This is a genomic window from Salinicola sp. LHM (assembly GCF_034479735.1).
Lineage (GTDB): Bacteria > Pseudomonadota > Gammaproteobacteria > Pseudomonadales > Halomonadaceae > Salinicola > Salinicola salarius.
Genome location: NZ_CP140261.1, coordinates 806,137 through 830,810, shown reverse-complemented (window position 1 = coordinate 830,810; position 24,674 = coordinate 806,137). Strand labels below are relative to the sequence as shown.

Sequence of the window (24,674 nt, the reverse complement as noted above, 5' to 3'; positions counted from 1 at the left end):
GATTCTGTTCATCGTCTGGTGGTTCTGGTTGAGCGGCTGATGGCAGCCACCCCAGAGCGAAGCCAGCAAAGGGACGAAGCCAGCAAGGAGAAAGCGATGACTTCACCACAACCTGCCCCGCCGCTGGGCGGGGTCATCGAAAGCGTTCTCTACACGGCCGACATGAAGCAGGCCCGGGACTTCTTCACGCGCGTGCTCGGGCTCGAGCCCCATCTCGAGGACGAGCGCTTCACCGCCTATCCCACCGGCAACACCATGCTGCTGGTGTTCCAGCGGGGCCAGACCGGCGAGACGGTCCGCCTGCCGAATGGCATGGGGACCATCCCGCCACACGATGGCGACGGCCGCCAGCACCTGGCGCTGGCGATTCCGGCCGAAAGTCTCGACGACTGGGAAGCGCATCTCGCCGATCAGGGCATCGAGATCGAAGGCCGGACCCGCTGGCCGAAAGGGAGCGTGAGTCTCTATTTTCGTGACCCGGACGGCCACCTGCTCGAACTGGTCACGCCGGGGCTGTGGCCCAACTATTGAGCTGTGCCGGCCCAGCCCCAGCCCTTCAACTCTGGCTGATGCCGGCGTAGAGCCCCGGGCGGTGATTGATGGTGAGAATCGCCCCCAGCACTACGGTGCCGACGATCGAATAGAGCACATTGGTCACCGGCAGCACGAAGAACGCGAGCAGCATGATCAGGCTATCCAGCGCTATCTGCACCTTGCCCGCCGGCCAACCGTAACGGTCCTGCAGATAGACCGCGAGAATGTTGAACCCGCCGAGACTGCCACGGTGGCGTAACAGAAACAGCACGCCCAGGCCGATCAGACTGCCCCCCGCCAGCGCCGCGAACAGCGGATCGACCTCGCCGATCTCCAGCCAGCTCGGCAGCATCCAGGAGATCCACGACAAAAGCGCTACCGCACCGAAGGTCTTGAAGGTGAACTGATGACCGATCCGCCGCCAGGCCAGCCAGTAGAACGGCAGGTTGATGACGAAGAAGACGAGCCCGAAACTCCAGCCGGTCACGTAGGTCACCAGCAGCGCCAGGCCCGCCGTGCTGCCGATCAGAATCTCGGCATGGTGATAGAGCGCCAACCCCAGCGCCGCGCATGACGATCCCAGCAGAATGGCCAGCACGTCTTCATAGGAACGGTGACGGTACGTCGTTTCCATCGAGCAATCCTTGTTGTCTTGTCACTGTCGGGTAGGCAGTGGATCCATGAGTCGGCGCTTGTGGCGCCTGTCCGGACAAGCCCCGAAAACGGGGCCGGCCGGCGACCCGGCGATTATATCGTCAAGACGTCCGCTCGAGGCGACCCCGAACCCGCCCGATCCCGACGACTCGGGACGACAGGCCTCGTGGCGGCAGCCAATGAAGTACGCGAAAGGATGGGGAAATGAGGCGGAAAACGTCAGGCCGTCAGGCGCTCGGCGTGTTCGACCATCAGTTGCAGGGACTCGCGCCCTTTCCAGCGATTGCGGGAAAGCTTGAAGGCGCAGCGCACTTGGTCGCCCAGCGAGATCGGCGCGGCCTCGCCCGGATTGAGCGCGCGGAACCAGATCGCCCGGCTGACCACCGCGTCGCAGGAAAGCTCGAGCATCAGATGATTGCCCTCGGCACCGACCGGGCGCAGTTGCTCGACAAAGAATTCGGCTTCGAACAGCGGCGCGTCGAATTCGCGGCCATAGGGCGCCAGCGCGTCGAGCTCGTCCAGCGTCGCCAGGGTCAATTGCGATGCACTCAGACTGCCATCGGTCCATACGATCGGGAACAGCTCCCGCTCGCCGAGCTGTTCTCGCACGGCCTGCAGGAAAGCGTGGCGAAACGACTCCAGCTCGGCGAGCGGTACACCGACGCCGGCAGCGCCGCGATGCCCCCCGAAACGCGGCAGGCTCGACGGCGACAGCTCGTGGGCCCGCTGCAGCGCGTCGCGCAGATGCAGAGCCTCGATGGAGCGCCCGGAGCCGGTCAGCATGTCCGGCGCGGTAGCGGGCGTCAGCACCAGCGCCGGACGCCCGTAGGACTGGACCAGCCGGGAAGCGACGATGCCCTGCACGCCAGCGTGCCCCTCCGGCAGATGAATCACCAGCGCCGGCAGGTTGTCCGCCAGCTGCGGCTTGGCCAGCGCGCGGGCGCTTTCGACCATGTCGGCCTCGAGCGCCTTGCGGGCCTGGTTGTCATCATCCAGCACCTGGAGATGCTGGCGGGCGACGCCATCCTCGGCGGCCAGCATGTAGTGCAGCGCGGCGTAGGGGTCGTCCAGCCGCGAGCGGGCATTGATTCGCGGCCCCATCTGGAAGGCCAGCGTCTCGGCATTGAACGGCACGCTGTCGGCACCCAGGCGTTCCGCCATGACCCGCCAGCAGGCAGCCTCCATCCGATTGATCAGCCGCAGGCCGTAGGTCACGACCGCGCGATTGGCGGCACTCGCCCCCAGCGACACGCAGTCCGCCACCGTCCCCAGGGCCACGTAGGAGAGCCAGGGCGAAAGCTTGGGCGTGGACGACGACAGCACGCCCTGCTCGATCAGGACCGAGCGGGTCAGCGACATCATCAGCCACGCCACCATGCAGCCGGCGATGGTCTTGTCCGGATACCCGCAGTCCGAGCGCGTGGGATTGATCGTGGCGTAGGCGGAAGCCGGCGGCCCTTCGATCGGCAGCGCGTGGTGATCGGTGACGACGACGTCGATCCCCGCTTCGCGCAGGCGCGCGATCCGCGGTTCGTCGGAGGAGCCGCAGTCGGCAGTGATCACCAGGCTGGGGCGCGGCTTCAGCGCCAGCGTGCGCTCGACCAGCGGTAGGCTGATGCCGTAACCGTCGTTGATGCGGTGGCCGATCAGGCTGTGCAGCTTCGCGGACGGCACGCCGAACAGCTCGGTCATCGAGCGCAGCATCACCACATGCGAGGTGATGCCGTCGACATCGTAGTCGGTCAGGATGCCGATATGCTCGCCCTCGCTCACCGCTCGCGCGATGCGCTCGGCGCCACGGCGGGCATCGCACAGCTGCTCGGGATGGCTGAGATAGCGCAGCGCCGGTGCGGTCAGCGCCTCCAGCGGGCCGTCGTGCCCTGGCAGACGTCCGGCGAGAATCCGTGCCTGCAGCTCGCTCAGCCCGGCGGCCAGCCCGCGCCGATAGACATCCTCGTCGCGCAGACGCGGCTGGATGCGGCAGCGGGCGTAATCTGGCTTGGCAGCGGCGTCAAGCATTGGTCACGCTCAGCGACGGTTGTCGGCGACGAATGCCTGTACCGCTTTCAACTCGGCGGGCAGCACACTGTAACGCTCTTCGCGCTCGAGCAGGTCATCCATATGAGGCGGCAGCGGCACGCCGGAGAAGCCGGCCCGGACCACGGCTTCGGCAAACTTGGCCGGATGCGCCGTCGCCAGCGTGATCATCGGCGTCACCGCATCGGCGCGTGCCTGCTCCGCCGCCCGGTAACCGGTGGCGGTATGTGGGTCGAGCAGCTCCTTGGTGCGATGATGCGCGTCGCGAATGGTCTCGAGAATGGCGTCGTCGTCGACGCTGAAGCTGGAGAACTTCTCGCGCAGCCTGGCAAGCGGCGCCTCGGCCAGCACGGCCGGCTCCTGCTGGAAGCGCTCGAGCAGCTCGCGCACCGCATCGCCGTCGCGGTCGTAGGCGTCGAACAGCAACCGCTCGAAATTCGACGACACCACGATATCCATCGACGGGGCCAGCGTTGCCGCCAGGTCGCGCTTGGAGAAGTCGTTGTCGGCCAATGTGCGGTGCAGGATGTCGTTGGCGTTGGTGGCGATGATGAACTGCTTGACCGGCAGGCCCATCTTGTAGGCCATGTAGCCTGCGAAGAGGTTGCCGAAGTTGGCCGACGGCACGCAGAAGCTGACTTCGCGATGCGGCGCGCCCAGCGCCACGCCGGCAGCGACGTAGTAGACGATCTGGGCCATGATGCGCGCCCAGTTGATCGAGTTGACCGCCACCAGCCGTGCGCCATCGAGGAACGCCTGGTCGGCGAAGCTCGCCTTGACCATCGCCTGGGCATCGTCGAAGTTGCCCTCGATGGCGATGTTGAAAACGTTGTCCGCCAGCACCGTGGTCATCTGGCGCCGCTGCACCTCGGAGACCCGGTTGTGCGGATGGAGGATGAAGATATCCAGATGATCGCAGTGGCGGCAGCCTTCGATCGCCGCCGAGCCGGTGTCACCGGAGGTGGCGCCCATGATCACCGCCCGCTCGCCGCGCTTGGCCAGGAAATGATCGAGAATGCGCCCCAGCAGCTGCAGCGCGACATCCTTGAATGCCAGCGTCGGGCCGTGGAACAGCTCGAGCAGGAAGTGGTTGGCATCGAGCTGGTTGAGCGGGACGACGGCGTCGTGGCTGAAGGTCGCGTAGGCATCGCGCACCAGCCCACGGAAGGTTTCATCGTCGATCTCGCCGCCGACGAACGGCTTCATCACCCGGAAAGCGATATCGGCGTAGGAGAGCCCCGCCATCGAGGCGAGTTCCTCCTGCGACAGCTGCGGCACCGTCTCCGGCACGTAGAGGCCACCATCGACGGCCATGCCGGTCAGTACCACTTCCTCGAAATTCAGCGCCGGCGCCTGGCCGCGCGTACTGATGTAACGCATATTTCACTCCGTGAGTGACGAGCTTCGAGCTGCGGGCTTCGAGCACAACCCGCTCGGGCTCGCGGCTTACAGCTCGGAACTGAAGTTATTACTGCTCGTCCAGCGACTCGACACGAATCCGCGTGACCGGCCCGGCGATATCGGCCAGCGATTCCAGTTGGCGAATCGCATCGTTCATGTGCTGCTCGCGGGTGCGATGCGTCAGCAGGATGATCGGCACCAGCTCGCCTTCGGTGGCTTCCTTCTGGATGATCGCCTCGATCGAGATGGTCTGCTCGGACAGGATCGTCGCGACTCGCGCCAGCACGCCAGGGCGGTCCACCGCCAGCAGGCGCAGGTAGTAGGCCGTGACGATCTCTTCCATCGGCAGGATCGGCAGCGCGTTGGCTTCGTCGTTGATGCCGCTGAAAGCAAGATAGGGCACACGGTAGCGATGCGCGGTGGCAATGTTGCGCGCGACGTCCAGCAGGTCGGCGACCACTGCCGAGGCCGTGGGTTCGGCGCCGGCACCGGCACCATAGTAGAGCGTCGGGCCGACGGCGTCGCCCATCACGGCAATGGCATTCTTGACGCCATGCACGTTGGCCAGCAGCCGTTCCTTCGGAATCAGGGTCGGGTGGACGCGCAGCTCGACGCCGTTGTCGCCCCGCCGGGTAATGCCCAGATGCTTGATGGTGTAGCCCAGGTTATCGGCCTGCTCGACGTCTTCGGCAGTGATCCGGGCGATGCCCTCGGTGTAGGCACGATCGAACTGCAGCGGCACGCCGTAAGCGATGGAGGCCAGGATCGTCAGCTTGTGGGCGGCATCGATGCCCTCGACGTCGAAGGTTGGGTCGGCCTCGGCATAGCCCAGCGCCTGGGCTTCGGCGAGGACGTCCTCGAACGCCCGGCCCTCGTCGCGCATGTGGGTCAGGATGTAGTTGCCGGTGCCGTTGATGATGCCGGCCAGCCACTGGATGCGATTGGCGCCGAGGCCTTCGCGCAGCGACTTGATCACCGGGATGCCACCGGCCACGGCAGCCTCGAAGGCGACGATGACGCCCTTCTTGTGGGCTGCCTGGAAGATTTCGTTGCCGTGAACGGCGATCAGCGCCTTGTTGGCGGTCACGACGTGCTTGCCATGTTCGATCGCGGTCATGACCAGCTCGCGAGCGACGTCGTAGCCGCCGATCAGCTCGACCAGCACATCGATGTCGGGATTGCGCGCGACTTCGAAAATGTCGCGTGTCACCTTGACCCCGGAAGTGTCGCAGTCAGGATTGTCGCGCCGCGCACCCACCTGCTCGATGACGATGGGGCGACCCGCCCGACGAGCGATCTCGTCGGCGTTGCGCGTCAGAACGTCGAAGGTGCCACCGCCCACGGTGCCCAGCCCGCAGATACCCACTCTCACCGGATCCAAGATGTCGCTCTCCCCTGCTGATATTGACTCGCCGCATCGCCCTCCGGAGCGGAAGCCGCTGTCACGGCTTCCCATTCTTTGCTGTACGGATTCCCGGCACAAAGCGCCCTGAAGGGCGGTCACGGTAGAAAGCCCAGCCCCCCTTGTCAAGCGGACTCGCGGGTATCCTGCCGGGTATCAGCTATCACCGCTGGCATCGATGCCGAGCATGGCCGCCAACCGCTTCGCCGGCAGGTATCCCGGCACCATCTTGCCATCGGGGAAAATGATCGCGGGCGTGCCCTGGATTCCCGATTCGACGCCCAGTTGATACTGCGACGCGATGGGAGCCTGGCAACTTTTCGACGCTTCCACGCTGTCACCGCGGAATGCCGCGCTCATCGCTTCCGAGCGATTGTCGGCACACCACACCTCGGCGAGCTGTCGCGCCGCATCCGAATTGGGCCCCATCCGGGGGAAGGCCAGATAGTCGACCTGAATGCCCATGTCGTTGAGCTGGGACATCTCGGCGTGCAGCTTGTGGCAGTACGGGCAGGTGGGATCGGTGAACACGGTGAGCCTGGCCTTGACCTCGCCGGCCGGCTTGTAGATCACGCGCTGCTCCTCGGGCACGGCGTCGACCAGGGCCTTGCGTCGCTGGTTGGCCGCCTGTTCGGTCAGGTTGACCATGCCGTCCTCGGCATTCTGGTAAAGATCGCCGACGATCAGATACTGGCCTCCGGCATCCGAGTAGAGCGTGTTGCCGCCACGCAGGCGGACTTCATAGAGCCCGGGTACCGGAGAGTCGTCGATGGCTTCGATCGGCAGAGGCTGCCCCCCGTGCGCGTTGAGCTTGTCGGCAAGATCGGCCGGCGGCTCGGCCGATACAGCTGGTGCCAGAACGGCAGCCAGCAAGGCGACGGTGGACAACAGTAGACGACTTCTCATGTTCAACCTCTCGGGTGGTGTTGAGCGTGCAGCGCTTCCAGACGCGCCTGGGCCACGTGGGTGTAGATCTGCGTGGTCGACAGGTCGCTGTGACCCAGCAGCAACTGTACGACACGCAAATTGGCCCCATGATTCAATAAATGGGTCGCAAAGGCATGGCGAAGGGTATGCGGCGACAGCGGCTTGTCGATGGCCGCGAGCTGCGCATAGTGCTTGAGCCGGTGCCAGAAGGTCTGGCGAGTCATGAAGCCATCACGGCGCCCGGGAAACAGCGGCGGCTGGCGGATGTCGTTCATCAGCTCGTTGCGGCCCTGGCGCAGATAACGCTCGATCCAGGCGATGGCTTCTTCGCCCAGCGGCACGAGTCGTTCCTTGTCGCCCTTGCCGCGGATCAGCACCACGCCCTGGCGCAGATTGACCGCCGATACGGTCAACCCCACCAGCTCGGAGACGCGCAGACCGCAGGCGTAGAGCACTTCCAGCATGGCGCGATCGCGCAGGCCCAGCGCGGTCTCCACGTCCGGCGCCATCAACAGCCGATCCACGTCGTGCTCCTCGAGGGTCGAGGGCAACCCGGGCCGCACTCGCGGCGAGTGAACCTCCGCCAGCGGGTCGTGACTCATCAGCCCTTCGGCCAGCGCCCAGCGGTAGAAGCGTCGCAGGCAGGAGAGCTGCCGTGCGATGGAACGGGTGTGATAGCGCTCGCGACAGGACTCGACGAAATCGGCCAGGGTAGTCTCGCCGGGCGCCAGCAGCCGCTCGTCCTGTGCCTCGAGATAGACGATCCACGCCGTTAGATCGCGGCGGTAGGCGCTCAGCGTATGCTCGCTGACGCCCCGCTCCAGCCATAGCGCATCGAGAAAGGCATCGCGTCGGTCGTGATCGTTCATGCAGCTCCGAGACGAAAACGGCTGTGGAAAGAAAGAGTTCCATCATAACGCGGAAACCCCGCGAGCCGAACGACTCGCGGGGTTTCCGTTGCTCCTGCCGGGCACGCTCCCGAGGATGACCGAGAGCGTGTAAGTCAGCGGCTTGCGCCGACTCAGCCCAGCTTTTCCTTGATGCGGGCAGACTTGCCGCTGCGCTCGCGGAGGTAGTAGAGCTTGGCCTGACGCACGTCACCGCGACGCTTGACTTCGATACCGGCCACCAGCGGGCTGTAGGTCTGGAAAGTACGCTCGACGCCAACACCGTGAGAGATCTTGCGCACGGTGAAAGCGGAGTTCAGACCGCGGTTACGCTTGCCGATGACAACGCCTTCGAAAGCCTGGAGACGCTCGCGGCTGCCTTCCACGACCTTGACCTGGACGACGATGGTGTCACCGGGCGCGAACGCCGGGACTTCCTTGCTCATCTGCTCGTCTTCGAGCGCCTGGATCACTTTACTCTTGCTGCTCATGTCTTGCTCCTCGTTGAAGAAACGTCTTCGAAAGACGTTTCGTGATCCCGACGCCCGTCCGACAAGCGGTCGGGGCGGAATCGGACTCGTGGATGACGCATGTCGACAACTATTGCATTCGAACATCACGCTATTCGGAGGCCTGTTCGAAGGTCTGTCGCCTCATGCACCGCCGTCGCCGGAAGACGCGCTTCCCGCGACGTGTTCGTCGATGAATTCGTCGAGCAGCTTGCGCTGTTCACGATCCAACGTTCGGCTCTCCAGCAGATCCGGGCGCCTGAGCCAGGTGCGCCCGAGGGATTGCTTCAGTCGCCAGCGGCGGATCAACTCGTGATTGCCGCTGAGCAGGACATCCGGCACCCGATGGCCGTCGATCACTTCCGGCCGCGTATAGTGAGGGCAGTCCAGCAGGCCATCGGCAAACGAATCCTCGCTGGCCGAGGCACTGTGCCCCAGCACACCGGGCACTTCGCGCGCCAGCGCATCGATCATCACCATCGCCGGCAGCTCGCCACCGCTGAGAACGTAGTCGCCGATCGACCACTCCTCATCGATGTCGGCTTCGACCACGCGCTCGTCGATGCCTTCATAACGGCCCGCCACGACGATCAGGCCATCGCGCGAAGCCAGCTCGCGCGCCCCGGCCTGATCCAGCCTGCGCCCCTGAGGCGACAGGTAGATCACGCTGGGCCGATGACCGGCGGCTTCCGCCCCGGCGCGCGCATCCGACAATGCGCCGCGCAAGGTATCGACTTTCATCAGCATGCCGGGGCCGCCCCCATAGGGGCGATCGTCGACCGTGCGATGTCTGTCCGTGGCGTAATCCCGGGGGTTCCAGAAAGCCATTTCCAGCAGGCCACGCTCGACGGCGCGACCGGTAACCCCATGCCGGGTAATGGCCTCGAACATCTCCGGGAACAGGGAGACGACACCAATCCACACGGTACGCTTCTCCTACCCGCCGCCAACTATCGGCCGTTCGCCGCTTCCCGAAATCGCCGCGTCATGTCTGTCGACGTACAGCGCTTCAGAAAGCGGGGTCCCAGTCGACGATCATGAGTCGTCCAGCCAGATCGACCTGAACGATCACGTCGTCAGGCAGAAACGGCAACAATCGCTCGCGATCGTCGAGACTGCCCTCGGAGGGCTTGACCACCAGCACATCGTTGGCACCCGTCTCGAAGAGATGATCGATTCGCCCCAGCTTGACGCCATCGCGAGTCTCGACCTCGAGCCCTTCCAACTGATGCCAGTAATATTCGCCGCTATCCAGTTCGGGTAGCGCCGTTTTCTCGATCGACACCTCGGCGCCGGCCCATTGCTCTGCCAGCTCCCGCGTGTCGATACCTTCCAGTCGTACCACCAGGCTCTTGCCCTGCGGCCGCGCGTCGAGCAGACGTCGCGACTGGCGTTGCCCCTGCATCGACAATATCCAAACCGGATAGTCGAAGATGCCCTGGGCCGGGCTGGTGTACGAATAGACCTTGAGCCAACCCTTCACACCGTGCGGGCTGGTCAGACGCCCCAGCACCACGTGCTGCGTCTCGTCATTCTGCATGGGCTTGTCCTGCTCGGCTTTCGGCAAGGGTTCACCCGACAGCGTTTCGCGAGCCGCTTGCGGCATGATGATCGAACTCAGGCCTGAGCTTTGCGAGCTTCTTTGACCAGCTCGGCCACGCGATCGGAAACCTGCGCACCCTGGGACTGCCAGTGGGTGATGCGGTCCAGATCGACACGCAGGCGTTCTTCCTGGCCGCGAGCGACCGGGTTGAAGAAGCCGACGCGCTCGATGAAGCGGCCATCGCGGGAAACGCGAGAATCGCTAACGGTCAGGTGATAGAAGGGACGCTTCTTGGCGCCACCACGTGCCAGACGAATGGTTACCATTGCGTTGATAATCCTTCGGTTAAGTTAATCGTTACGCCACGGATTCGAGTCTTCTCGGACACTCGCCCGAGACGAAGACGCAGCATTCTACGGAAAACACCCTGTCTTGGGAACCTTTTGTTGCGATGCGCGGGCGAATCAGCGCCGGGGAAAGCCGCCGCCCATCCCTCCCATACCGCCCATGCCGCCGGGACCACCCGGGCCCCCGCCGCCCATCATGCCGGACATGCCGCGCATCATCTTCTGCATGCCGCCCTTCTGACCGGCCTTCTTCATCATCTTCTGCATCTGCTTGTGCTGCTTGAGCAGACGATTGAGATCCGGCACCTGCAGACCGGCACCGGCAGCAATGCGCCGCTTGCGAGAGCCGTTGATGATTTCGGGCTTGCGTCGCTCCTGGGGCGTCATCGAGTTGATCAGCGACTCGAGCTTGCCGAACTCCTGCTCTGCCCCCTTGTTCTGGGCCATTTCCGCCATCTGCCCCATGCCCGGCAGCTTGGACATGAGGCCGCCCATGCCGCCCATCTTCTTGAGCTGCTGGAGCTGGTCGCGGAAATCCTCGAGATCGAAGCCCTGGCCCTTCTTGACCTTCTTGGCCAGACGCTCGGCCTTGCCCTTGTCGACGTTGCGCTCCGCCTCCTCGATCAGCGACAGCACGTCGCCCATGCCGAGGATGCGCGACGCCACGCGATCGGGGTGGAACGGTTCGAGGGCATCGACCTTTTCGCCCATCCCCATGAACTTGATCGGCTTGCCGGTGATATGGCGTACCGACAGCGCCGCACCGCCGCGCGCGTCACCATCGGCCTTGGTCAGGATCACCCCGGTCAGCGGCAGCGCATCATGGAACGCCTTGGCGGTGTTGGCGGCGTCCTGGCCGGTCATGGCGTCGACGACAAACAGCGTCTCCTGCGGCTGAATCGCCTGGTTCAGCGCCTGGATCTCCGCCATCATCGCCTCGTCCACCGCCAAGCGGCCGGCGGTGTCGACGATCACCACGTCATGGAACTGGATCTTGGCGTGCTTGATCGCCGCTTCGGCGATCGCCACCGGCTGCTGGGCACTGGTCGACGGGAAGAAATCGACGTCGACCTCCCGGGCCAGGGTCTCGAGCTGATCGATGGCCGCCGGGCGGTAGACGTCGGCGGAAACCACCAGCACCTTCTTGTTCTCGCGCTCGCGCAGGAACTTCGCCAGCTTGGCCACGGAGGTGGTCTTGCCCGCGCCCTGCAGACCGGCCATGAGCACGACCGCGGGCGAGCCACGCAGCGTCAGCGCCTCGTTGGCCTGACCCATGATCGCCTCCAGCTCCTGCTGGACGATCTTGACGAACTGCTGCCCCGGGGAGAGGCTCCTGGAGACCTCCTGGCCCACGGCACGCTCGCGCACGCGATCGACGAAGTCCTTGACCGCGGGCAAGGCAACGTCGGCTTCGAGCAAGGCCCGGCGCACTTCACGCAGGGTATCCTTGATGTTGTCTTCGGTCAGACGCGCCTGGCCGGTAATCGACTTGAGCGTCTGCGACAGGCGATTGGAGAGACTTTCGAACATGAAACGCTCCGGGCAACGATGCCTGGCGCCACCGATGCTCGAACTCAAGCTCGCGGCGCCGCTAGAAGGAATGTGGCCAGCATTATACGCATGGATAGGGCTGGGCTCCATGCGGCCTGATTGACACAGCTCGGCTGCATGCGGCTATGGCTGGGCGAGTTGGCGGTGATTGGGTATAGTAACCGCGAAACGCGATTGCCTATCATCTAGCACATCCGCATCCCGTACTCTTTTCATCGTCATGGCGGTCGCCAGAAACCGCTCACGAGGCCAAAACACCGATGCCGGCGCTTCCTTTCGCCCTTGTCGCTATTGTCTGCTATCTCGCCGCCGGGCTGTGGCAAAGCCTGAGCCTCGCCCGACGCGTCGGCGAACGTCCAAACTGGGTTCGCGGCGCCGGGCTGATCGCACTGGCATGTCATACCCTCATCGTCGCGCTGGCGATCGTCGGCCCCCATGGACTGCATCTGGGCCTGACCCAGAGCGCAGCGCTGGTGGGCTGGCTGGTCGTGGCACTGCTGCTGATCGCCAGCCTGTTCAAGCCCGTGCTCAACGCAGGAGTCTGTGTCTTCCCGCTGGCTGCCGTCACCGTCGTCGGCGTCGTCGGCATGCCCAGCCGGATGATCGAGTCCGGGGTATCGCCGGGCCTCTACTTCCACATCCTGAGCTCGGTCGCCGCGTTCTCCTTCCTGGCCATTGCCGCCGTGCAGGCAGCGCTGCTGGGCTTCCAGCACCACGCGCTCAAACGCCGTCAGACCGGCGGTATCGTTCAGGTACTGCCACCGCTGACCCGCATGGAACAGCTGCTGTTCGAACTGATCTGGTGCGGCATGCTGCTGCTGACGCTCGCCATCATCAGCGGCTTCCTGTTCGTGGACAACCTGTTCGCCCAGCACCTGGCCCACAAGACCATCCTGTCGCTGCTGGCATGGCTGATCTTCGCTGGCCTGCTGGCCGGGCACCACTATCTGGGCTGGCGTGGCCAGAAGGCGGTGCGCTGGACGCTGACCGGTGTCGGCGTGCTGATACTGGCCTTCTTCGGCACCAAGTTCGTGCTGGAATACGTCTTCCACTACAACGCCTGAGACGTGCCCCGAGTCGACAGCCGTGCCGGGTGCGGCTGTCGGCGGCGTTGACAGGGTTCGGCTAACGCCCTACAACAACCTGACAACTCCTGAGGAATTCCCCGCCTTGAGCGATGACATACCCTTGGGCCTCATGCTGGGCCTGCTGTTCATTCTGGTTTGCCTGTCAGCCTTCTTCTCCAGTTCCGAAACCGGCATGATGTCGATCAACCGCTACCGGTTGAATCACCAGGCCAATGCCGGTTCCCGCTCGGCCAGGCGCGTCGTCGAGCTGCTCAAGCGCCCCGATCGCCTGCTGGGCGTGATACTGATCGGCAACAATCTGGTCAACAACCTCGCGGCCTCGATCGCCACTATCGTCGCCATCCATTTCTTCGGCGATGTGTCGGGGCCCGCCATCGCCACGCTGGCACTGACGATCGTGGTGCTGATTTTCGGCGAAGTGACCCCCAAGACCTATGCCGCCATCAAGCCCGACCGCATCGCCCTACCCGCCTCGCTGATCCTTGCGCCATTGCTGAGACTTTTCTATCCCGTGGTCTGGCTGGTCAACGTCATCTCCAACGGGCTTCTGCGCCTCATCGGCGTTCGCCACCTCGATGCCGGTGCCGACAGCCTCACCCGTGACGAGCTGCGCAGTGTAGTTCACGAGGCGGGGCCGATGATCCCCAGCCGTCACCAGGCGATGCTGCTGTCGATCCTCGATCTGGAAAACGTCACCGTCAACGACATCATGGTGCCGCGTCACGAGATCGTCGGCCTCGACCTCGACGACGACCTGGAAACGCTGCTGGCCCAGATTCGCCAGAGCCAGCACACCCGCCTGCCGATCTTCAAGGGCGACATCAACAACATCATCGGCATCCTGCACCTGCGCAACGCTTCGCGGTTTCTCTCCAAACCGGATCTCCAGAAAGCCGCGATCGTTCAGGAAGCCCGTGAACCCTACTTCATTCCGGAGTCGACCCCGCTACATACGCAGTTGCTCAATTTCCAGCAGCAGAAGCGTCGGATCGGGGTGGTGGTCGACGAGTATGGCGACGTGCAGGGGCTGGCGACGCTTGAGGACATTCTGGAAGAGATCGTGGGCGAGTTCACCACCGATGTCGCCGGCACCTATCGCGATATCCACCCGCAGGCCGACGGCAGCTACGTGATCGAAGGCACGGCCAACATCCGCGAAGTCAACAAGGCACTGGGCTGGCAGTTGCCGACGGATGGCCCCAAGACCTTGAACGGCCTGATCCTCGAGGAGCTGGAATCCTTTCCCGACGCGCAGGTCTGCCTGCAGATCGGCACGAGCCGCCTGGAGATCCTTGAGATCGGCGACAACCTGATCACCTCGGCACGCTGCTGGCAGCAAGACGTCCGGCGCCGCACTACCGAGTAGCCCCCCGAATAGCCCCGAATAGACCGGGGCTCACGGTGCGCCGACTTCCCACGTGGCGTTGGCGGCGATGCCCCGCCAGAGAGTGATTTCCTGCGCTAGATCGGGCCGCCCAGCCTCCTGGCCAGGCTCTGATCGGCAGCGCGCTTGAGCCCGCGAACGCGCCGCTCCAGGGTTCGGCGCGGCGAATAGCCCGCCGGTATCGGCTCGCCGAAGACCAGCAGGACCCGCGCCCGCAAACGGCGCGGCCACTTGGTCAGCGCCTTGCCATCCTTGTTGGAGGTCCAGGATCCCCACAGGCCCGACAGCGCCGCCGGTACCACCGGCACCGGGTCTCGCGCCAGCACCAGGTCCAGCCCTCGCCGGAAAGCCTGCACCTCGCCATCCGGCGTCAGCCGCCCTTCCGGGAAGATCATCACTACCTCGCCGTTGCGCAGTGCCCGGCTGACCTCTTCCAGCGCACGCCGCACGCCGCCCGGATCGCGCCGGTCGGAGTCCACCGGAATCGCCCCGGCAATCCGGAAGAACCAGTTGATCCAGGGATTCTCGTAGATCGGCCGATCCATCATGAAGCGCAGCGGACGAGGGCAGGCGCCGCCGAGTACCAGCGCATCCATGAAGCTGACATGGTTGCAGACCACCAGCGCCGGGCCAGTGGCCGGCACATGATGACGGCCGCGACAGCGAAGCCGATAGAGCACCTGGACCAGGGCGAAGATCAACAGCCGCAGCGCCGGTCTCGGGTTGCGCATCAGCAGCGCGACGCCGACCAGCAGAGCGGCCCAGCCGAGACAGGCGAACAGCACGAAGAGCGACAGCTTCATCACGCTGAGCACCAGGATCCCGAACACGGCGGAGAGGATCATGAACAGCGCGTTGAGGATATTGTTGGCGGCGATCATGCGCGCCCTTCGCTCTTCGCGACTGGCCAGCTGCATCAGGGTGTAGAGCGGTACGCTATAGAGACCGCCGCCCAGCCCCACCAGCGCCAGCAGCGTGCTCATCTGCCAGAACTCGGTCATTGCCAGCAGTTCACCCAGCGCCAGCTGTTCACCGGCCAAGCCCGATTGCGATGCCAGCTCGATGCCCGAGACCCCGATGACCAGCGCCCCGAGCGGCACCAGCCCCAGTTCCAGGCGGCCTGCCGACAACCGCGAGCAGAGCAGCGCGCCGAGCCCGACACCGACCGCGAAAGCCCCCAGCAGAAAGCTGACCGCCCCTTCGCTGCCGTGGACCACGTCACGCACCCAGGCGGGCAGTTGGGTGAGATAACAGGCCCCGAGAAACCAGAAGAAGCTGATACCGATCAGCGCGGGGCGCACGCGCTTTTCACTCAGGCCATCCCGCATCACCTGCCAGGTGCCCGAAAACGGACGCCACGGCACACGGCCAGCCACGCTCGGTGGCGCCTCGGGAATGCCCAGGCTGGCGACGACGCCGATCAGCGCGATGACGATCAGGCTGGCCGCGATCGCCCCCCGCTCCAGGGCGCCGTCCAGCGAAGCCAGCACGCCGGCCAGCAGCGTTCCCAGCAGGATCGACACGAAAGTGCCCAGATTGACCCAGGCATTGCCCTTGACCAGTTCGGTGGCGGCGAGATGTTGCGGCAGGATGGCGTACTTGACCGGCCCGAACAGCGCAGACTGCGTGCCCATCATGAACAGCAGCGCCAGCAGCAGGCCAAAGAGTTCGAACCAGACCGCCACCGCCGCCGCGATCATCGTCGCAAGCTCCAGCAGCTTGAGACGGCGCACCAGCCGCTGCTTGTCGAGGTGGTCGGCGAGCGTGCCGCCCCAGGCGGAGAACAGAAAGAAAGGCAGGATGAACAGCCCCGCTGCCAGATTGTTGAGCAACCCCGTATCCCAGCCGTAGCGAGGCACGGCGACGAAGGTCAACAGCAGCAGCAGAACGTTCTTGAACAGGTTGTCGTTGAACGCCCCCAGCGCCTGAGTCCAGAAGAACGGGGCAAAACGGCGTTGGGTCAGCAATCCCGAGATCACGTGGCGTCCGGCTGATAACGCAGGCCATTGAGGGTCATCGTCAGCAGCTGATCGAGCAGCTCGCCGACTTCCATCGGCTGCTCCTGCCAATAGCCGAGACGATCGTTCAGCCCCAATTGGACCAGACCGTGGACACTGCCCCAGAGGGTTCTTGCCATGCGGCGGGCACCGGCATCGTCGAGCGCCGGCTGATGCGCCTTGAGCGCGCTCTCGACACGAAGGAACAGCGCTTCGATGATATGGCTCTGGCGCTCGTCCAGCTCCCCCTCGTCCGCCAGCGGATATTCGAACAGCATCTGCCAACGGTAGGGTTCATGCTGGGCAAACTGCCAGTAGGCGGTCGCCAGCGCCTTGAGCTGCGGTTCCGGATCGGCATCCTCGAGCCAGGAGACCGCGGCCCCCATGCGATCGAGCGTCTCGATATTGACGTACTGCAGCAGGTTGCTGAAGCTGCCGTAGAGCTTGAGCAGCGTACTCGGTGCACAGCCCACATCGCGAGCCAGGGAGCGCAGCGACAGCGTATGCACGGGATTGTCTCGCAGCCAGGCATCACAGGCCGCCATGACCTGAGCATGGAGCGCCTCGGGAGCGTGCTGTCGCGGTCGAGCCATGAAATTCCTCGCTCGGAATAGTGTCGAATCGCTGCCGATGGTCCGGGGGCCGGAAAATATTGTTGTCGACTTAAAATCGAACAGCGTTTCTCAGCATATCGCCATACCGCGCAAACGCAAGCACCTGGGGCATTAACGTAACGATTTCGTGAGAGTTTTAAGCCGATCGATTGCACCGGTCGCATCCGTTTTCGATCAATAACATCTTGGCCCTGCCCTTCCGGTGGCATAGGCTGTGGCCCTGCCGTCAGAATGCCCACGAGGAGAGACCATGGCTGGTCGACTGCATGTCGACGACTGGACACGTCACCCGCGGAGCCCCGCCTTTCGTGGCATCGACCCGCCCGTGTTCAGCCCCAACCTGGCGCCTCGCCGCTGGCTGTCGATCCTGCGCCGGGAAGCAGACGACATCGTGCTGCGCGATGCCTTCTGGGGACTCACGCCCACCTGGCTGAAGGTCCTCGATCAGGCGCCTCACTGCGCCCGCGCCGAATCCCTCGACGAGCGACCGATGTTTCGCGAAGCGCTGACCGAGCGCCGTTGCCTGGTCCCCGTGACCGGCATCTATGTCTGGCAGGCCGGGCTACGCGGCAAGCAGCCCTTTCTGGTCACGCATACCGACCGCTCGCCGCTGATGCTGGCCGGCATCTGGAGCCGCTACGCTCCGGATATCGGCACCCCGCGCGACTCGTTCGCGCTGATCACCGTGCCTACCACGGAGGTCATCGCGCCCATGAGCGACCGCCTGCCCGCCGTCATCGCGCCCTCCCGGATCGAGGACTGGCTCTCTGTGGAAACCTCGCCGACAGCCGCTCGTGACCTCATCGGGCCGGCCGACAGGGAACTGTTGGGCGCTTTTCCGGTATCAAGACAGGTGAACGATCCCGCGCACCAGGAGTGGGCCTGTGGCTATCCGGTCGGACCCATGCGGGTGTGGACGGCCTGAAGCCAAGCCACGCTCCGTCTCGGCGTTCACGATCGAACCATTCACCGTCGAGCTCCGTTCATCCTCGAGCCGATTCATTACCAAGTCGATTCATTACCAAGTCGATTCATTACCGAGCCGATTCATCATCACCGAGAGAATCCGTATGCAGGAACCCCATTCACGAGCTTCATCGCATCGCGCTCATGCCGTTGGCAGCGCGATATCCCGGCGCTCCGGGCTCCGCGCCTGGTTCGCTGCCGGCTATCTGACCCTCGGTCTGGCACTGACATTCAGCTCGCTGCCCAGCGAAGCCATCGCCGCCGCCAAACCTGTCTCGCCGGATCCCGTCCAGCCGATCCAGGGCTCCCTGAACCAGAGCTCCCCGACCCAAAACCCTCTGACCCAGAGCCCTCTGATCCAAAGCCCTAATGACGACCGCCAGTATCGTGCCATCACGCTGGATAACGGCCTGCAGGTGCTACTGGTCAGCGACCCCGATGCCGACAAGGCCGCGGCGGCGATGGATGTCTCGGTAGGCAGCGACAACGACCCGTCGGACATGCCCGGCCTGGCGCACTTCCTCGAGCACATGCTGTTTCTGGGCACCGAGGGCTATCCCGATCCCGACGGCTACCAGCGCTTCATCAACCGCAACGGCGGATCTCACAACGCCTTCACCGCGGACCAGGACACCAACTACTTCTTCGACGTCGATCCCGAGGCCTTTCCCGAGGCGCTGGACCGTTTCTCGCAGTTCTTCGTCTCTCCGCAGTTCAATCCGGAGTACGTCGACCGCGAACGCCATGCGGTGAACTCCGAGTACCAGGCGCGGCGCGAAGATGACGCCCGCCGCATCAACGAAGCGCTGGGCAAGGCGCTCAATCCCGATCATCCGATCAACCACTTCTCCGTCGGCAGTCTGGATACGCTCAACAGCGACAAACGTCCGCTGCGCCAGGCGCTGCTCGACTTCTATCATCGCCATTACGGCGCCAACGTGATGCATCTGGCCGTGCTTGCGCCGGAGCCCCTGGACACCCTGGAGCAGCAGGTGCGCCAGCGCTTCGACGCCGTACCCGATCGCGACCTGAAAAAGCCGGTCGTCGAACAGCCGCTGGCAAGAGACGGCGACCTGCCGGCGTCGCTGCGCATCAAGACCAACGAAGCCCGGCGCCAGCTGGAGTTCCTGTTTCCCGTCGACGATCCGATCCTCGAATATGCCGACAAGCCCGACGACTACCTCGCCAACCTGCTCGGCCACGAAGGCGAAGGCAGCCTGCTGGCCGCCCTGCGTCAGGCCGGCTGGGCCGACGGCCTGTCTGCCGGCACGAGCCATGGCGATGGTCGGCATGCGCTGTTCGACATCTCGATCAGCCTGACCCCGGAGGGCGAAAACCACCTCGACGACATCCAGGCGAGCCTGTTCGAGCAGATCCGGCGGATCCGCGATCACGGCGTCAACGCCTGGCGTTACGAGGAACAGGCCAGACTGGCCGAGCAGAGCTTCCGCTTTCAGCAGCGCAGCGAACCGATCGACACCGTCAGCGGCATGGCGATGAGCCTCGCCCATTATCCGCTCAAGGATGTGCAGTACGCGCCCTACCGCATGGATCAGTTCGACGCGGCGGCGATCGATGACATCCTCGAACGGCTGACCCCCGACAACCTGCTGCGGGTCTACAGCGGCCCGGACGTCGCGGGGGAAAAGACGACCGAGTACTTCTCGACCCCCTACACCCTGACGCGCCGCGACGACTGGCCTCGCGGGACGCCCCTCGAAGGCCTGGCGCTTCCCGAGGCCAACCCCTACATCGCCGAAGACCTGAGCGTACAGCCGTTCGATAGCGCCGAACCGGCGCGCCTCGTCGACTCCCCCAGCGTCGAGATCTGGCATCAGGCCGACAGCGACTTTGGCGCCCCGCGCGTCGAATGGCGCTTCAGCCTGCAGAACCCCGATGCCACGCGGGATGCCCGCCATGCCGTACTGACACGGCTGCTGGCCGGCTGGTTGAACGATGGTCTCAACGAGCGCTTCTACCCCGCCTCGCTGGCCGGCCAGAACTTCACCGCCTACGCCCACGGTCGCGGCATCACGCTCGCCTTCTCCGGCTGGCGCGATCATCAGGATCGCCTGATGCAGACGGTCGTCGAGCAACTGCGGCAGGGCGAGATCACCGATGCCAGCATCGCCCGAGTCAAGCAGGGGCTGGAACGCAGCTGGGAAAACGCGCCACAGGACGCCCTCTACCAGCAGATGCAGCGCACCCTGGGCGAGGCTCTGATGCGGCCGCAGGTCAGCACTCCCAACATGCTGGCGGCGATCGGCGACATCGATGCCCAGGACGTGCGCGACTATCGCCGGCAATTCCTCGACAAGCTCTACGTGCAGGCTCTGGCGGTGGGCAATCTCGACGCCACCCTTGCCAGACGCGAGGGGCTGCTGGTCGCCAACGCCCTGTCGCCCAGGCTTCGCGCCAGCGACATTCCGCCGTTGCGCGTGCTCGACGTCCCGGCAGATGCGCCGGCCCTGCATCCGTCGACGACACGGGACGACGCCGCAGTCCTGCGCTATCTCCAGGGCCCCAATCGCGCGCTGCAGAGCCAGGCCAGCCTGGCCGTGATCGGGCAACTGATCGGCCCGCCGTTCTTTGCCAAACTGCGCACCGACGAACAGCTCGGCTATGTCGTCAGCGCCGGTTACGCGCCCTTCATGAATGCCCCGGGCCTGATGATGCTGGTGCAGTCGCCCAGCGTTTCCAGCGAGACCATCGGACAGCGCATGAACGCCTTCCTGAAGACGTTCGACCAGCGCATCGAGGCGTTGAGCGATGCCGATCTGGCGCCCTATCGCCAGGCCGTGCGCCAGCAACTGCTGCAGCGCGACCAGTCACTTTCGGCACGTGCCGACCGGCTGTGGCAGACGCTGGCCTATCCCCAGGCCGACTTCGATCGTCGGGAGCAACTGGCAGCCCAGGTCGACGAGCTGAGCGCAGCGGATGTCCGCAGCGCCTGGCAGACGCTGCGCCAGAGCCCGGCGCTCAATATCACCTCCGATGCCGGCGACCAGCCCAGCGATGTCGATGCTCTGACTCGCGACTACGCGACGCTGGCGCGATAACGGCAGCGGCGCACCCGAAGACATTACTCTCCAACGCAAGCCGCCCCGGACGCATCGTCCGGGGCGGCTGTCTGTTTTCTGGCTGTCTGTTTTCTGGCTGTCTGGTTCGGGAAGTCGGCTTTCGTCACCCGCTCGTCGCTCGTCGCTCAATAAGCGTCGAACGCCTGTTCCGGCATGATCGACTCGACGTACATCACCAGCTCTTCGAGCACCTGACGTTCGCGGTCTTCCAGCGGCGTCTGGTTGAGGCGTTCGATCTCGCGGGCAAAATCCTTGAGCGTCATTCCGCCACTGTTGGCGTCGTTCATACGCGCCCAGCGGAAGGCGTCCCACTGCGCCTTTTCCTCGCTGTCGAGCGTGTCGGGATAGCTGCGCGCACGCATCCGGAACAGCATCTCCTCGAGCCGCGGGTCCTGGAAGGCAAACCCCGTCGTGCCCAGCTCGTCGGGCGGTGTCGCGTGCACGCGTTCCATCGCCTGCCGGTCGTGCGGCGAAAAGAAGCCGCCAGAGTAGAGCATCAGGTCGGGATCCTGCGGCGGATCGGCCGGCGAGTCGGCAAAGGCCAGTGCTGCCTTGCTGGCGGACTCCGGATTCTGCACCAGCGCCTGCCAGTGTCGCTCGCACAAGGCACGGTCGAGCCCCAGACGCTTGGCGACGGCATCATTGGCCGTGGCGATCGGCAGCAGCACCGGGCTGCGATTGAGATGGACCACTTTCAGCGGAATCCGCGTTTCGCCCTCGGCCAGTTCGCTTTCGCTGACGAAGATGCGTGACCGGATCTCCTCGGGCGTCAGCGAGAACAGCGGCGCCGGGTCGACGGCCAGGTCGTAGACGATGATCCCGTTGGGGTTCGAAGGGTGCGCAGCCAGCGGCACGACCAGCGCGCTGCAGCCACGACTGGCGGGATAACGCCGCGAGATATGCAGCATCGGCTTGCGGGCATCGACATCGAGCAACTCGGCCACTCGACGCTTCTGACGCAACGACAGCAGGTAATCGAAGAACTTGGCATTCCGGGCGCGCAAAAGCCGAGCCATGCCGATCGTGGCGCGCACGTCCGCCAGCGCGTCGTGGGCTCCTTCATGCGGGATACCGTTGGCTGCCGTCAGGTGCTCGAGCTTGAAGCTCGGGGCGCCATCGTCGCGCTTCGGCCATTCGATGCCCTCGGGGCGCACGGCGTAGAAGGCGCGCACGGCATCGATCAGATCCCAGCGGGAATTGCCGTTCTGCCACTCTCGAGCGTAGGGGTCGAACAGGTTGCGGTAGAACAGATGGCGGCTGACTTCGTCATCGAAGCGCAGGCTGTTGTAGCCCAGCGAACAGGTGCCCGGCACGCTCATTTCCGCCTGGATGCGCGCGGCGAACTCTGCCTCCGGCACGCCACGACGCAGCGCGGCCTGGGGCGTGATGCCGGTAATCAGACAGGCATGGGGGTTGGGCAGGTCGTCGTCCGCCGGGCGGGCGTACAGGATCAGCGGCTCGCCGATTTCGTTGAAGTCGGCATCGGTACGAATCGCGGCGAACTGGGAAGCCCGGTGCCGACGCGGATCGGCACCGAAGGTTTCGTAGTCGTGCCAGAGAAATGTGGGCTCTGCCTGGGGCCGGGAATTCCTGCTGTTGCCCCTTCCACTCGTGGCCATTCCGCTCTCCGCCTGCGCAAAAGGCCAAGCCTAGCATAGCCGGCAGCACGACTCATGTGTCGCTGGCCGTGGCACTGACCGTTTCAGGTCTTGGCCGCTTCAGGTCTTGGCCGCTTATCAGGTCTTGGCCGCTTCGCTTTCGTTGGGCAGTGTCACGTTGAGTTCGAGCACCGAGCAGTCGTTGTCGCTGTCGAGGCTGATATTGATGGCATCCTGGTCGACCTTGACGTACCGCCGAATGACCTCGAGCAGCTCCTGCTCCAGCATCGGCATGTAGTCGGGCTGGCCCCGATGCCCGCGTTGATGGGCAACGATGATCTGCAACCGCTCCTTGGCAACAGATGCGGATTTCTTGCGTTCACCCTTGAGAAAATCGAGTAGCCTCACCGGCGGCCTCCTCCTCCGAACATGCGTGCGATCAGGCCGCGCTTCTGCACCGATTGAAAACGCAGCGGCACGTCTTCGCCCATCAGGCGCGACACGGTATCGACATACGCTTGTCCAGCGTCGCTCTTGTCGTCATGGATGACCGGCACCCCCTGGTTGGAGGCGCGTAACACGGCTTCCGATTCAGGAATCAGGCCGACCAGGTCGATCGCCAGTATTTCCCGAATGTCTTCCAGATTGAGCATGTCCCCGTCATCGACCCGGCTCGGGTTGTAGCGGGTTACCAGCAGGTGTTCCTTGATCGGGTCACGGTTCTGTTCGGCGCGACGCGACTTGGACGACAGCAATCCGAGAATACGGTCCGAGTCCCGCACCGAGGAGACCTCGGGATTGGTCACGACGATGGCCTCGTCGGCGAAGTAGAGGGCCAGTTGGGCGCCACGTTCGATACCGGCGGGAGAGTCGCAGATGATGTAATCGAACTCCTCGGAGAGATCCATCAGGACCTTTTCGACGCCTTCCAGCGTCAGCGCATCCTTGTCGCGCGTCTGGGATGCGGGAAGGATATGCAGGTTCTCCGAGCGCTTGTCGCGGATCAGAGCCTGCTTGAGTCCGGCCTCGCCCTGGATGACGTTGACCAGGTCATAGACGACCCGGCGTTCACACCCCATGATCAAGTCCAGATTCCGCAGCCCCACGTCGAAGTCGATGACGACGGTCTTGTTACCGCGAAGGGCCAACCCCGTGGCAATGGCTGCCGCACTGGTCGTCTTGCCGACGCCACCTTTACCGGACGTTACAACGATGATCTTGGCCAAGATGAACTTCCTGTTACCCGATAACTGTTGATCACTCTCGCGCCATTCAGGTCAGCGCCGAGATCCTTAACTGGTCTTCCTTGAGCTGCACTTGCACCGAACATCCCAGCATCTTGGGGTCGATATCCTCAAGACGCTTGTAGGTTCCTGCCACGGAAAGCAACTCGGCCTTCAGATCGTGACAGAAGATACCGGCTTCGCGATCGCCATGAATACCAGCCAGCGCCCGTCCGCGTAGTGGCCCATAGACATGCACACTGCCTGCGGCCAGCACCTCGGCACCGGGATTGACGGCGCCGATCACGACCAGATCGCCTTCCGAGGCGGAAACCTGCTGGCCCGAACGCACCGTACCGCGATAAATACGCCCCCCAGCCTGTATCGATACCTCCGGCGGCGGCACCGGCAGCTCCGCTTCGATCGGTGCCTCGACGGGCCGGGGCTCGACCCCACGCGGACGATTCTCCTGCGGCGGGAACCAGCCTAGCCCCAGCGCCCATGCCGACTGCTTGACCGGATCCGAACCGCCGCGTACGGCCACTGGCAGCAACTTGTGCGCACGACACACGGCACAGATACGCTCGAGGGCAAGGTGCGGCTCGTCGACCTGCTCGACACTCAGCACCACCGGCGTATGCTGAAAGAAGGCCGGTGCCTGACTCACCTTCCCGGCCAGTTGTGCGCGGATACGCTCAGGGTCGCCACTGGCCAACTCCATGACTGTCATCGGCAGCATGCCGCCTTTGAATGTAAAGGCAGTGTCTGCCCGATCCCTGTTGAGACTCATGACCGAACTCCGCAGCGGGGGAATGGGGTTAAGCTAGGCGAGGGCGGACATCGCTGCAACCGATCATAAGGCCCCTCAGACCTTTTGTCAGGTGTCGCCACGAACCGACGCAACCCGCGAATCGGGCTTTCATCACCGACGA

At 64.4% G+C, this 24,674-nt stretch carries 22 protein-coding genes; 5 read left to right on the top strand and 17 right to left on the bottom strand.

All coding sequences use genetic code 11. The features are described from left to right. The first annotated feature begins 96 nt into the window (after positions 1–96). Positions 97–531, top strand: a complete 435-nt coding sequence (locus R5R73_RS04000; RefSeq protein WP_071231761.1) for a VOC family protein — start codon at positions 97–99, stop codon at positions 529–531. A 25-nt stretch (positions 532–556) separates the two neighbouring features. Here R5R73_RS04000 and R5R73_RS03995 read toward each other — a convergent pair whose 3' ends face one another. The 11 genes from R5R73_RS03995 to ffh all read right to left on the bottom strand — a co-directional run bounded on the left by R5R73_RS03995 (position 557) and on the right by ffh (position 11,771). Next, on the bottom strand, positions 557–1,168 hold the full coding sequence (locus R5R73_RS03995) for a YitT family protein (protein ID WP_322528856.1): 612 nt from the start codon (positions 1,166–1,168) through the stop codon (positions 557–559). A 239-nt stretch (positions 1,169–1,407) separates the two neighbouring features. After that, positions 1,408–3,207, bottom strand: a complete 1,800-nt coding sequence (locus R5R73_RS03990; RefSeq protein ID WP_322528855.1) for a single-stranded-DNA-specific exonuclease RecJ — start codon at positions 3,205–3,207, stop codon at positions 1,408–1,410. A gap of 9 nt (positions 3,208–3,216) precedes the next feature. Next, a complete protein-coding gene (gene thrC / locus R5R73_RS03985) occupies positions 3,217–4,605 on the bottom strand; it encodes a threonine synthase (protein WP_322528854.1) in 1,389 nt (462 codons plus the stop codon). An 88-nt stretch (positions 4,606–4,693) separates the two neighbouring features. Beyond that, positions 4,694–6,007 carry a homoserine dehydrogenase gene (locus R5R73_RS03980; RefSeq protein WP_071231757.1) on the bottom strand — a complete coding sequence of 438 codons (1,314 nt, stop codon included), beginning with the start codon at positions 6,005–6,007 and terminating at the stop codon, positions 4,694–4,696. A gap of 177 nt (positions 6,008–6,184) precedes the next feature. Beyond that, positions 6,185–6,934: a DsbC family protein gene (locus tag R5R73_RS03975; RefSeq protein WP_322528853.1), complete on the bottom strand. Its 750-nt coding sequence runs from the start codon at positions 6,932–6,934 to the stop codon at positions 6,185–6,187. 2 nt (positions 6,935–6,936) lie between these two features. Next, the gene (gene xerD / locus R5R73_RS03970; protein WP_322528852.1) at positions 6,937–7,824 is read right to left on the bottom strand and encodes a site-specific tyrosine recombinase XerD; all 888 of its coding nucleotides are present in this window, start codon (positions 7,822–7,824) and stop codon (positions 6,937–6,939) included. A 152-nt stretch (positions 7,825–7,976) separates the two neighbouring features. Next, positions 7,977–8,333 (bottom strand): 50S ribosomal protein L19, encoded by a 357-nt coding sequence (gene rplS, locus R5R73_RS03965; protein WP_071231754.1) that lies wholly within the window; start codon positions 8,331–8,333, stop codon positions 7,977–7,979. Between the two features lie 162 nt (positions 8,334–8,495). After that, positions 8,496–9,275, bottom strand: coding sequence for a tRNA (guanosine(37)-N1)-methyltransferase TrmD (trmD, locus tag R5R73_RS03960; RefSeq protein WP_071231753.1), 780 nt, complete (start codon positions 9,273–9,275; stop codon positions 8,496–8,498). Positions 9,276–9,360: 85 nt separating this feature from the next. After that, positions 9,361–9,891: a ribosome maturation factor RimM gene (gene rimM, locus R5R73_RS03955; protein ID WP_071231908.1), complete on the bottom strand. Its 531-nt coding sequence runs from the start codon at positions 9,889–9,891 to the stop codon at positions 9,361–9,363. Between the two features lie 77 nt (positions 9,892–9,968). Beyond that, positions 9,969–10,220: a 30S ribosomal protein S16 gene (gene rpsP, locus R5R73_RS03950; RefSeq protein ID WP_071231752.1), complete on the bottom strand. Its 252-nt coding sequence runs from the start codon at positions 10,218–10,220 to the stop codon at positions 9,969–9,971. 138 nt (positions 10,221–10,358) lie between these two features. Beyond that, entirely contained in the window at positions 10,359–11,771 is a 1,413-nt protein-coding gene (gene ffh / locus R5R73_RS03945; protein WP_322528851.1) for a signal recognition particle protein, read from the bottom strand. A 281-nt stretch (positions 11,772–12,052) separates the two neighbouring features. Between ffh and R5R73_RS03940 the strand changes: the two genes are divergently transcribed. Further along, positions 12,053–12,856 carry a cytochrome C assembly family protein gene (locus tag R5R73_RS03940; RefSeq protein ID WP_110632037.1) on the top strand — a complete coding sequence of 268 codons (804 nt, stop codon included), beginning with the start codon at positions 12,053–12,055 and terminating at the stop codon, positions 12,854–12,856. 106 nt (positions 12,857–12,962) lie between these two features. Beyond that, the gene (locus tag R5R73_RS03935) at positions 12,963–14,246 is read left to right on the top strand and encodes an HlyC/CorC family transporter (protein ID WP_322528850.1); all 1,284 of its coding nucleotides are present in this window, start codon (positions 12,963–12,965) and stop codon (positions 14,244–14,246) included. A gap of 95 nt (positions 14,247–14,341) precedes the next feature. Here the strand turns inward: R5R73_RS03935 and R5R73_RS03930 are convergent, their stop codons facing one another. Both R5R73_RS03930 and R5R73_RS03925 read right to left on the bottom strand, forming a co-directional pair. Further along, positions 14,342–16,243 (bottom strand): MFS transporter, encoded by a 1,902-nt coding sequence (locus R5R73_RS03930; protein WP_322528849.1) that lies wholly within the window; start codon positions 16,241–16,243, stop codon positions 14,342–14,344. Further along, positions 16,240–16,854: a TetR/AcrR family transcriptional regulator gene (locus R5R73_RS03925; protein ID WP_071231747.1), complete on the bottom strand. Its 615-nt coding sequence runs from the start codon at positions 16,852–16,854 to the stop codon at positions 16,240–16,242. Before R5R73_RS03925 ends, R5R73_RS03930 begins: the two co-directional genes overlap by 4 nt. Positions 16,855–17,125: 271 nt before the next feature. Here R5R73_RS03925 and R5R73_RS03920 point away from each other — a divergent pair, with 271 nt between their 5' ends. Both R5R73_RS03920 and R5R73_RS03915 read left to right on the top strand, forming a co-directional pair. Next, positions 17,126–17,800: an SOS response-associated peptidase gene (locus R5R73_RS03920; RefSeq protein WP_071231746.1), complete on the top strand. Its 675-nt coding sequence runs from the start codon at positions 17,126–17,128 to the stop codon at positions 17,798–17,800. Positions 17,801–17,945: 145 nt separating this feature from the next. After that, a complete protein-coding gene (locus R5R73_RS03915; protein WP_322528848.1) occupies positions 17,946–20,900 on the top strand; it encodes an insulinase family protein in 2,955 nt (984 codons plus the stop codon). 146 nt (positions 20,901–21,046) lie between these two features. Here R5R73_RS03915 and sbcB read toward each other — a convergent pair whose 3' ends face one another. From sbcB to minC, 4 genes are all read right to left on the bottom strand, one after another. Further along, positions 21,047–22,540, bottom strand: coding sequence for an exodeoxyribonuclease I (gene sbcB / locus R5R73_RS03910; protein ID WP_322528847.1), 1,494 nt, complete (start codon positions 22,538–22,540; stop codon positions 21,047–21,049). A 117-nt stretch (positions 22,541–22,657) separates the two neighbouring features. Beyond that, positions 22,658–22,927, bottom strand: coding sequence for a cell division topological specificity factor MinE (gene minE / locus R5R73_RS03905; RefSeq protein ID WP_071231744.1), 270 nt, complete (start codon positions 22,925–22,927; stop codon positions 22,658–22,660). Continuing rightward, positions 22,924–23,745, bottom strand: coding sequence for a septum site-determining protein MinD (gene minD, locus R5R73_RS03900; RefSeq protein WP_071231743.1), 822 nt, complete (start codon positions 23,743–23,745; stop codon positions 22,924–22,926). Before minD ends, minE begins: the two co-directional genes overlap by 4 nt. Positions 23,746–23,791: 46 nt before the next feature. After that, on the bottom strand, positions 23,792–24,532 hold the full coding sequence (minC, locus tag R5R73_RS03895) for a septum site-determining protein MinC (RefSeq protein ID WP_071231742.1): 741 nt from the start codon (positions 24,530–24,532) through the stop codon (positions 23,792–23,794). Positions 24,533–24,674: the final 142 nt, after the last annotated feature.

Coding starts and splice junctions, on each gene's coding strand:
- sbcB (WP_322528847.1), bottom strand. CDS start 22,540: ATGGCCACGAGTGGAAGGGGCAACAGCAGGAATTCCCGGCCCCAGGCA.
- R5R73_RS03925 (WP_071231747.1), bottom strand. CDS start 16,854: ATGGCTCGACCGCGACAGCACGCTCCCGAGGCGCTCCATGCTCAGGTC.
- R5R73_RS03940 (WP_110632037.1), top strand. CDS start 12,053: ATGCCGGCGCTTCCTTTCGCCCTTGTCGCTATTGTCTGCTATCTCGCC.
- minC (WP_071231742.1), bottom strand. CDS start 24,532: ATGAGTCTCAACAGGGATCGGGCAGACACTGCCTTTACATTCAAAGGC.
- rplS (WP_071231754.1), bottom strand. CDS start 8,333: ATGAGCAGCAAGAGTAAAGTGATCCAGGCGCTCGAAGACGAGCAGATG.
- thrC (WP_322528854.1), bottom strand. CDS start 4,605: ATGCGTTACATCAGTACGCGCGGCCAGGCGCCGGCGCTGAATTTCGAG.
- R5R73_RS03995 (WP_322528856.1), bottom strand. CDS start 1,168: ATGGAAACGACGTACCGTCACCGTTCCTATGAAGACGTGCTGGCCATT.
- xerD (WP_322528852.1), bottom strand. CDS start 7,824: ATGAACGATCACGACCGACGCGATGCCTTTCTCGATGCGCTATGGCTG.
- R5R73_RS03920 (WP_071231746.1), top strand. CDS start 17,126: ATGGCTGGTCGACTGCATGTCGACGACTGGACACGTCACCCGCGGAGC.
- ffh (WP_322528851.1), bottom strand. CDS start 11,771: ATGTTCGAAAGTCTCTCCAATCGCCTGTCGCAGACGCTCAAGTCGATT.
- R5R73_RS04000 (WP_071231761.1), top strand. CDS start 97: ATGACTTCACCACAACCTGCCCCGCCGCTGGGCGGGGTCATCGAAAGC.
- R5R73_RS03975 (WP_322528853.1), bottom strand. CDS start 6,934: ATGAGAAGTCGTCTACTGTTGTCCACCGTCGCCTTGCTGGCTGCCGTT.
- rpsP (WP_071231752.1), bottom strand. CDS start 10,220: ATGGTAACCATTCGTCTGGCACGTGGTGGCGCCAAGAAGCGTCCCTTC.
- R5R73_RS03990 (WP_322528855.1), bottom strand. CDS start 3,207: ATGCTTGACGCCGCTGCCAAGCCAGATTACGCCCGCTGCCGCATCCAG.
- rimM (WP_071231908.1), bottom strand. CDS start 9,891: ATGCAGAATGACGAGACGCAGCACGTGGTGCTGGGGCGTCTGACCAGC.
- R5R73_RS03915 (WP_322528848.1), top strand. CDS start 17,946: ATGCAGGAACCCCATTCACGAGCTTCATCGCATCGCGCTCATGCCGTT.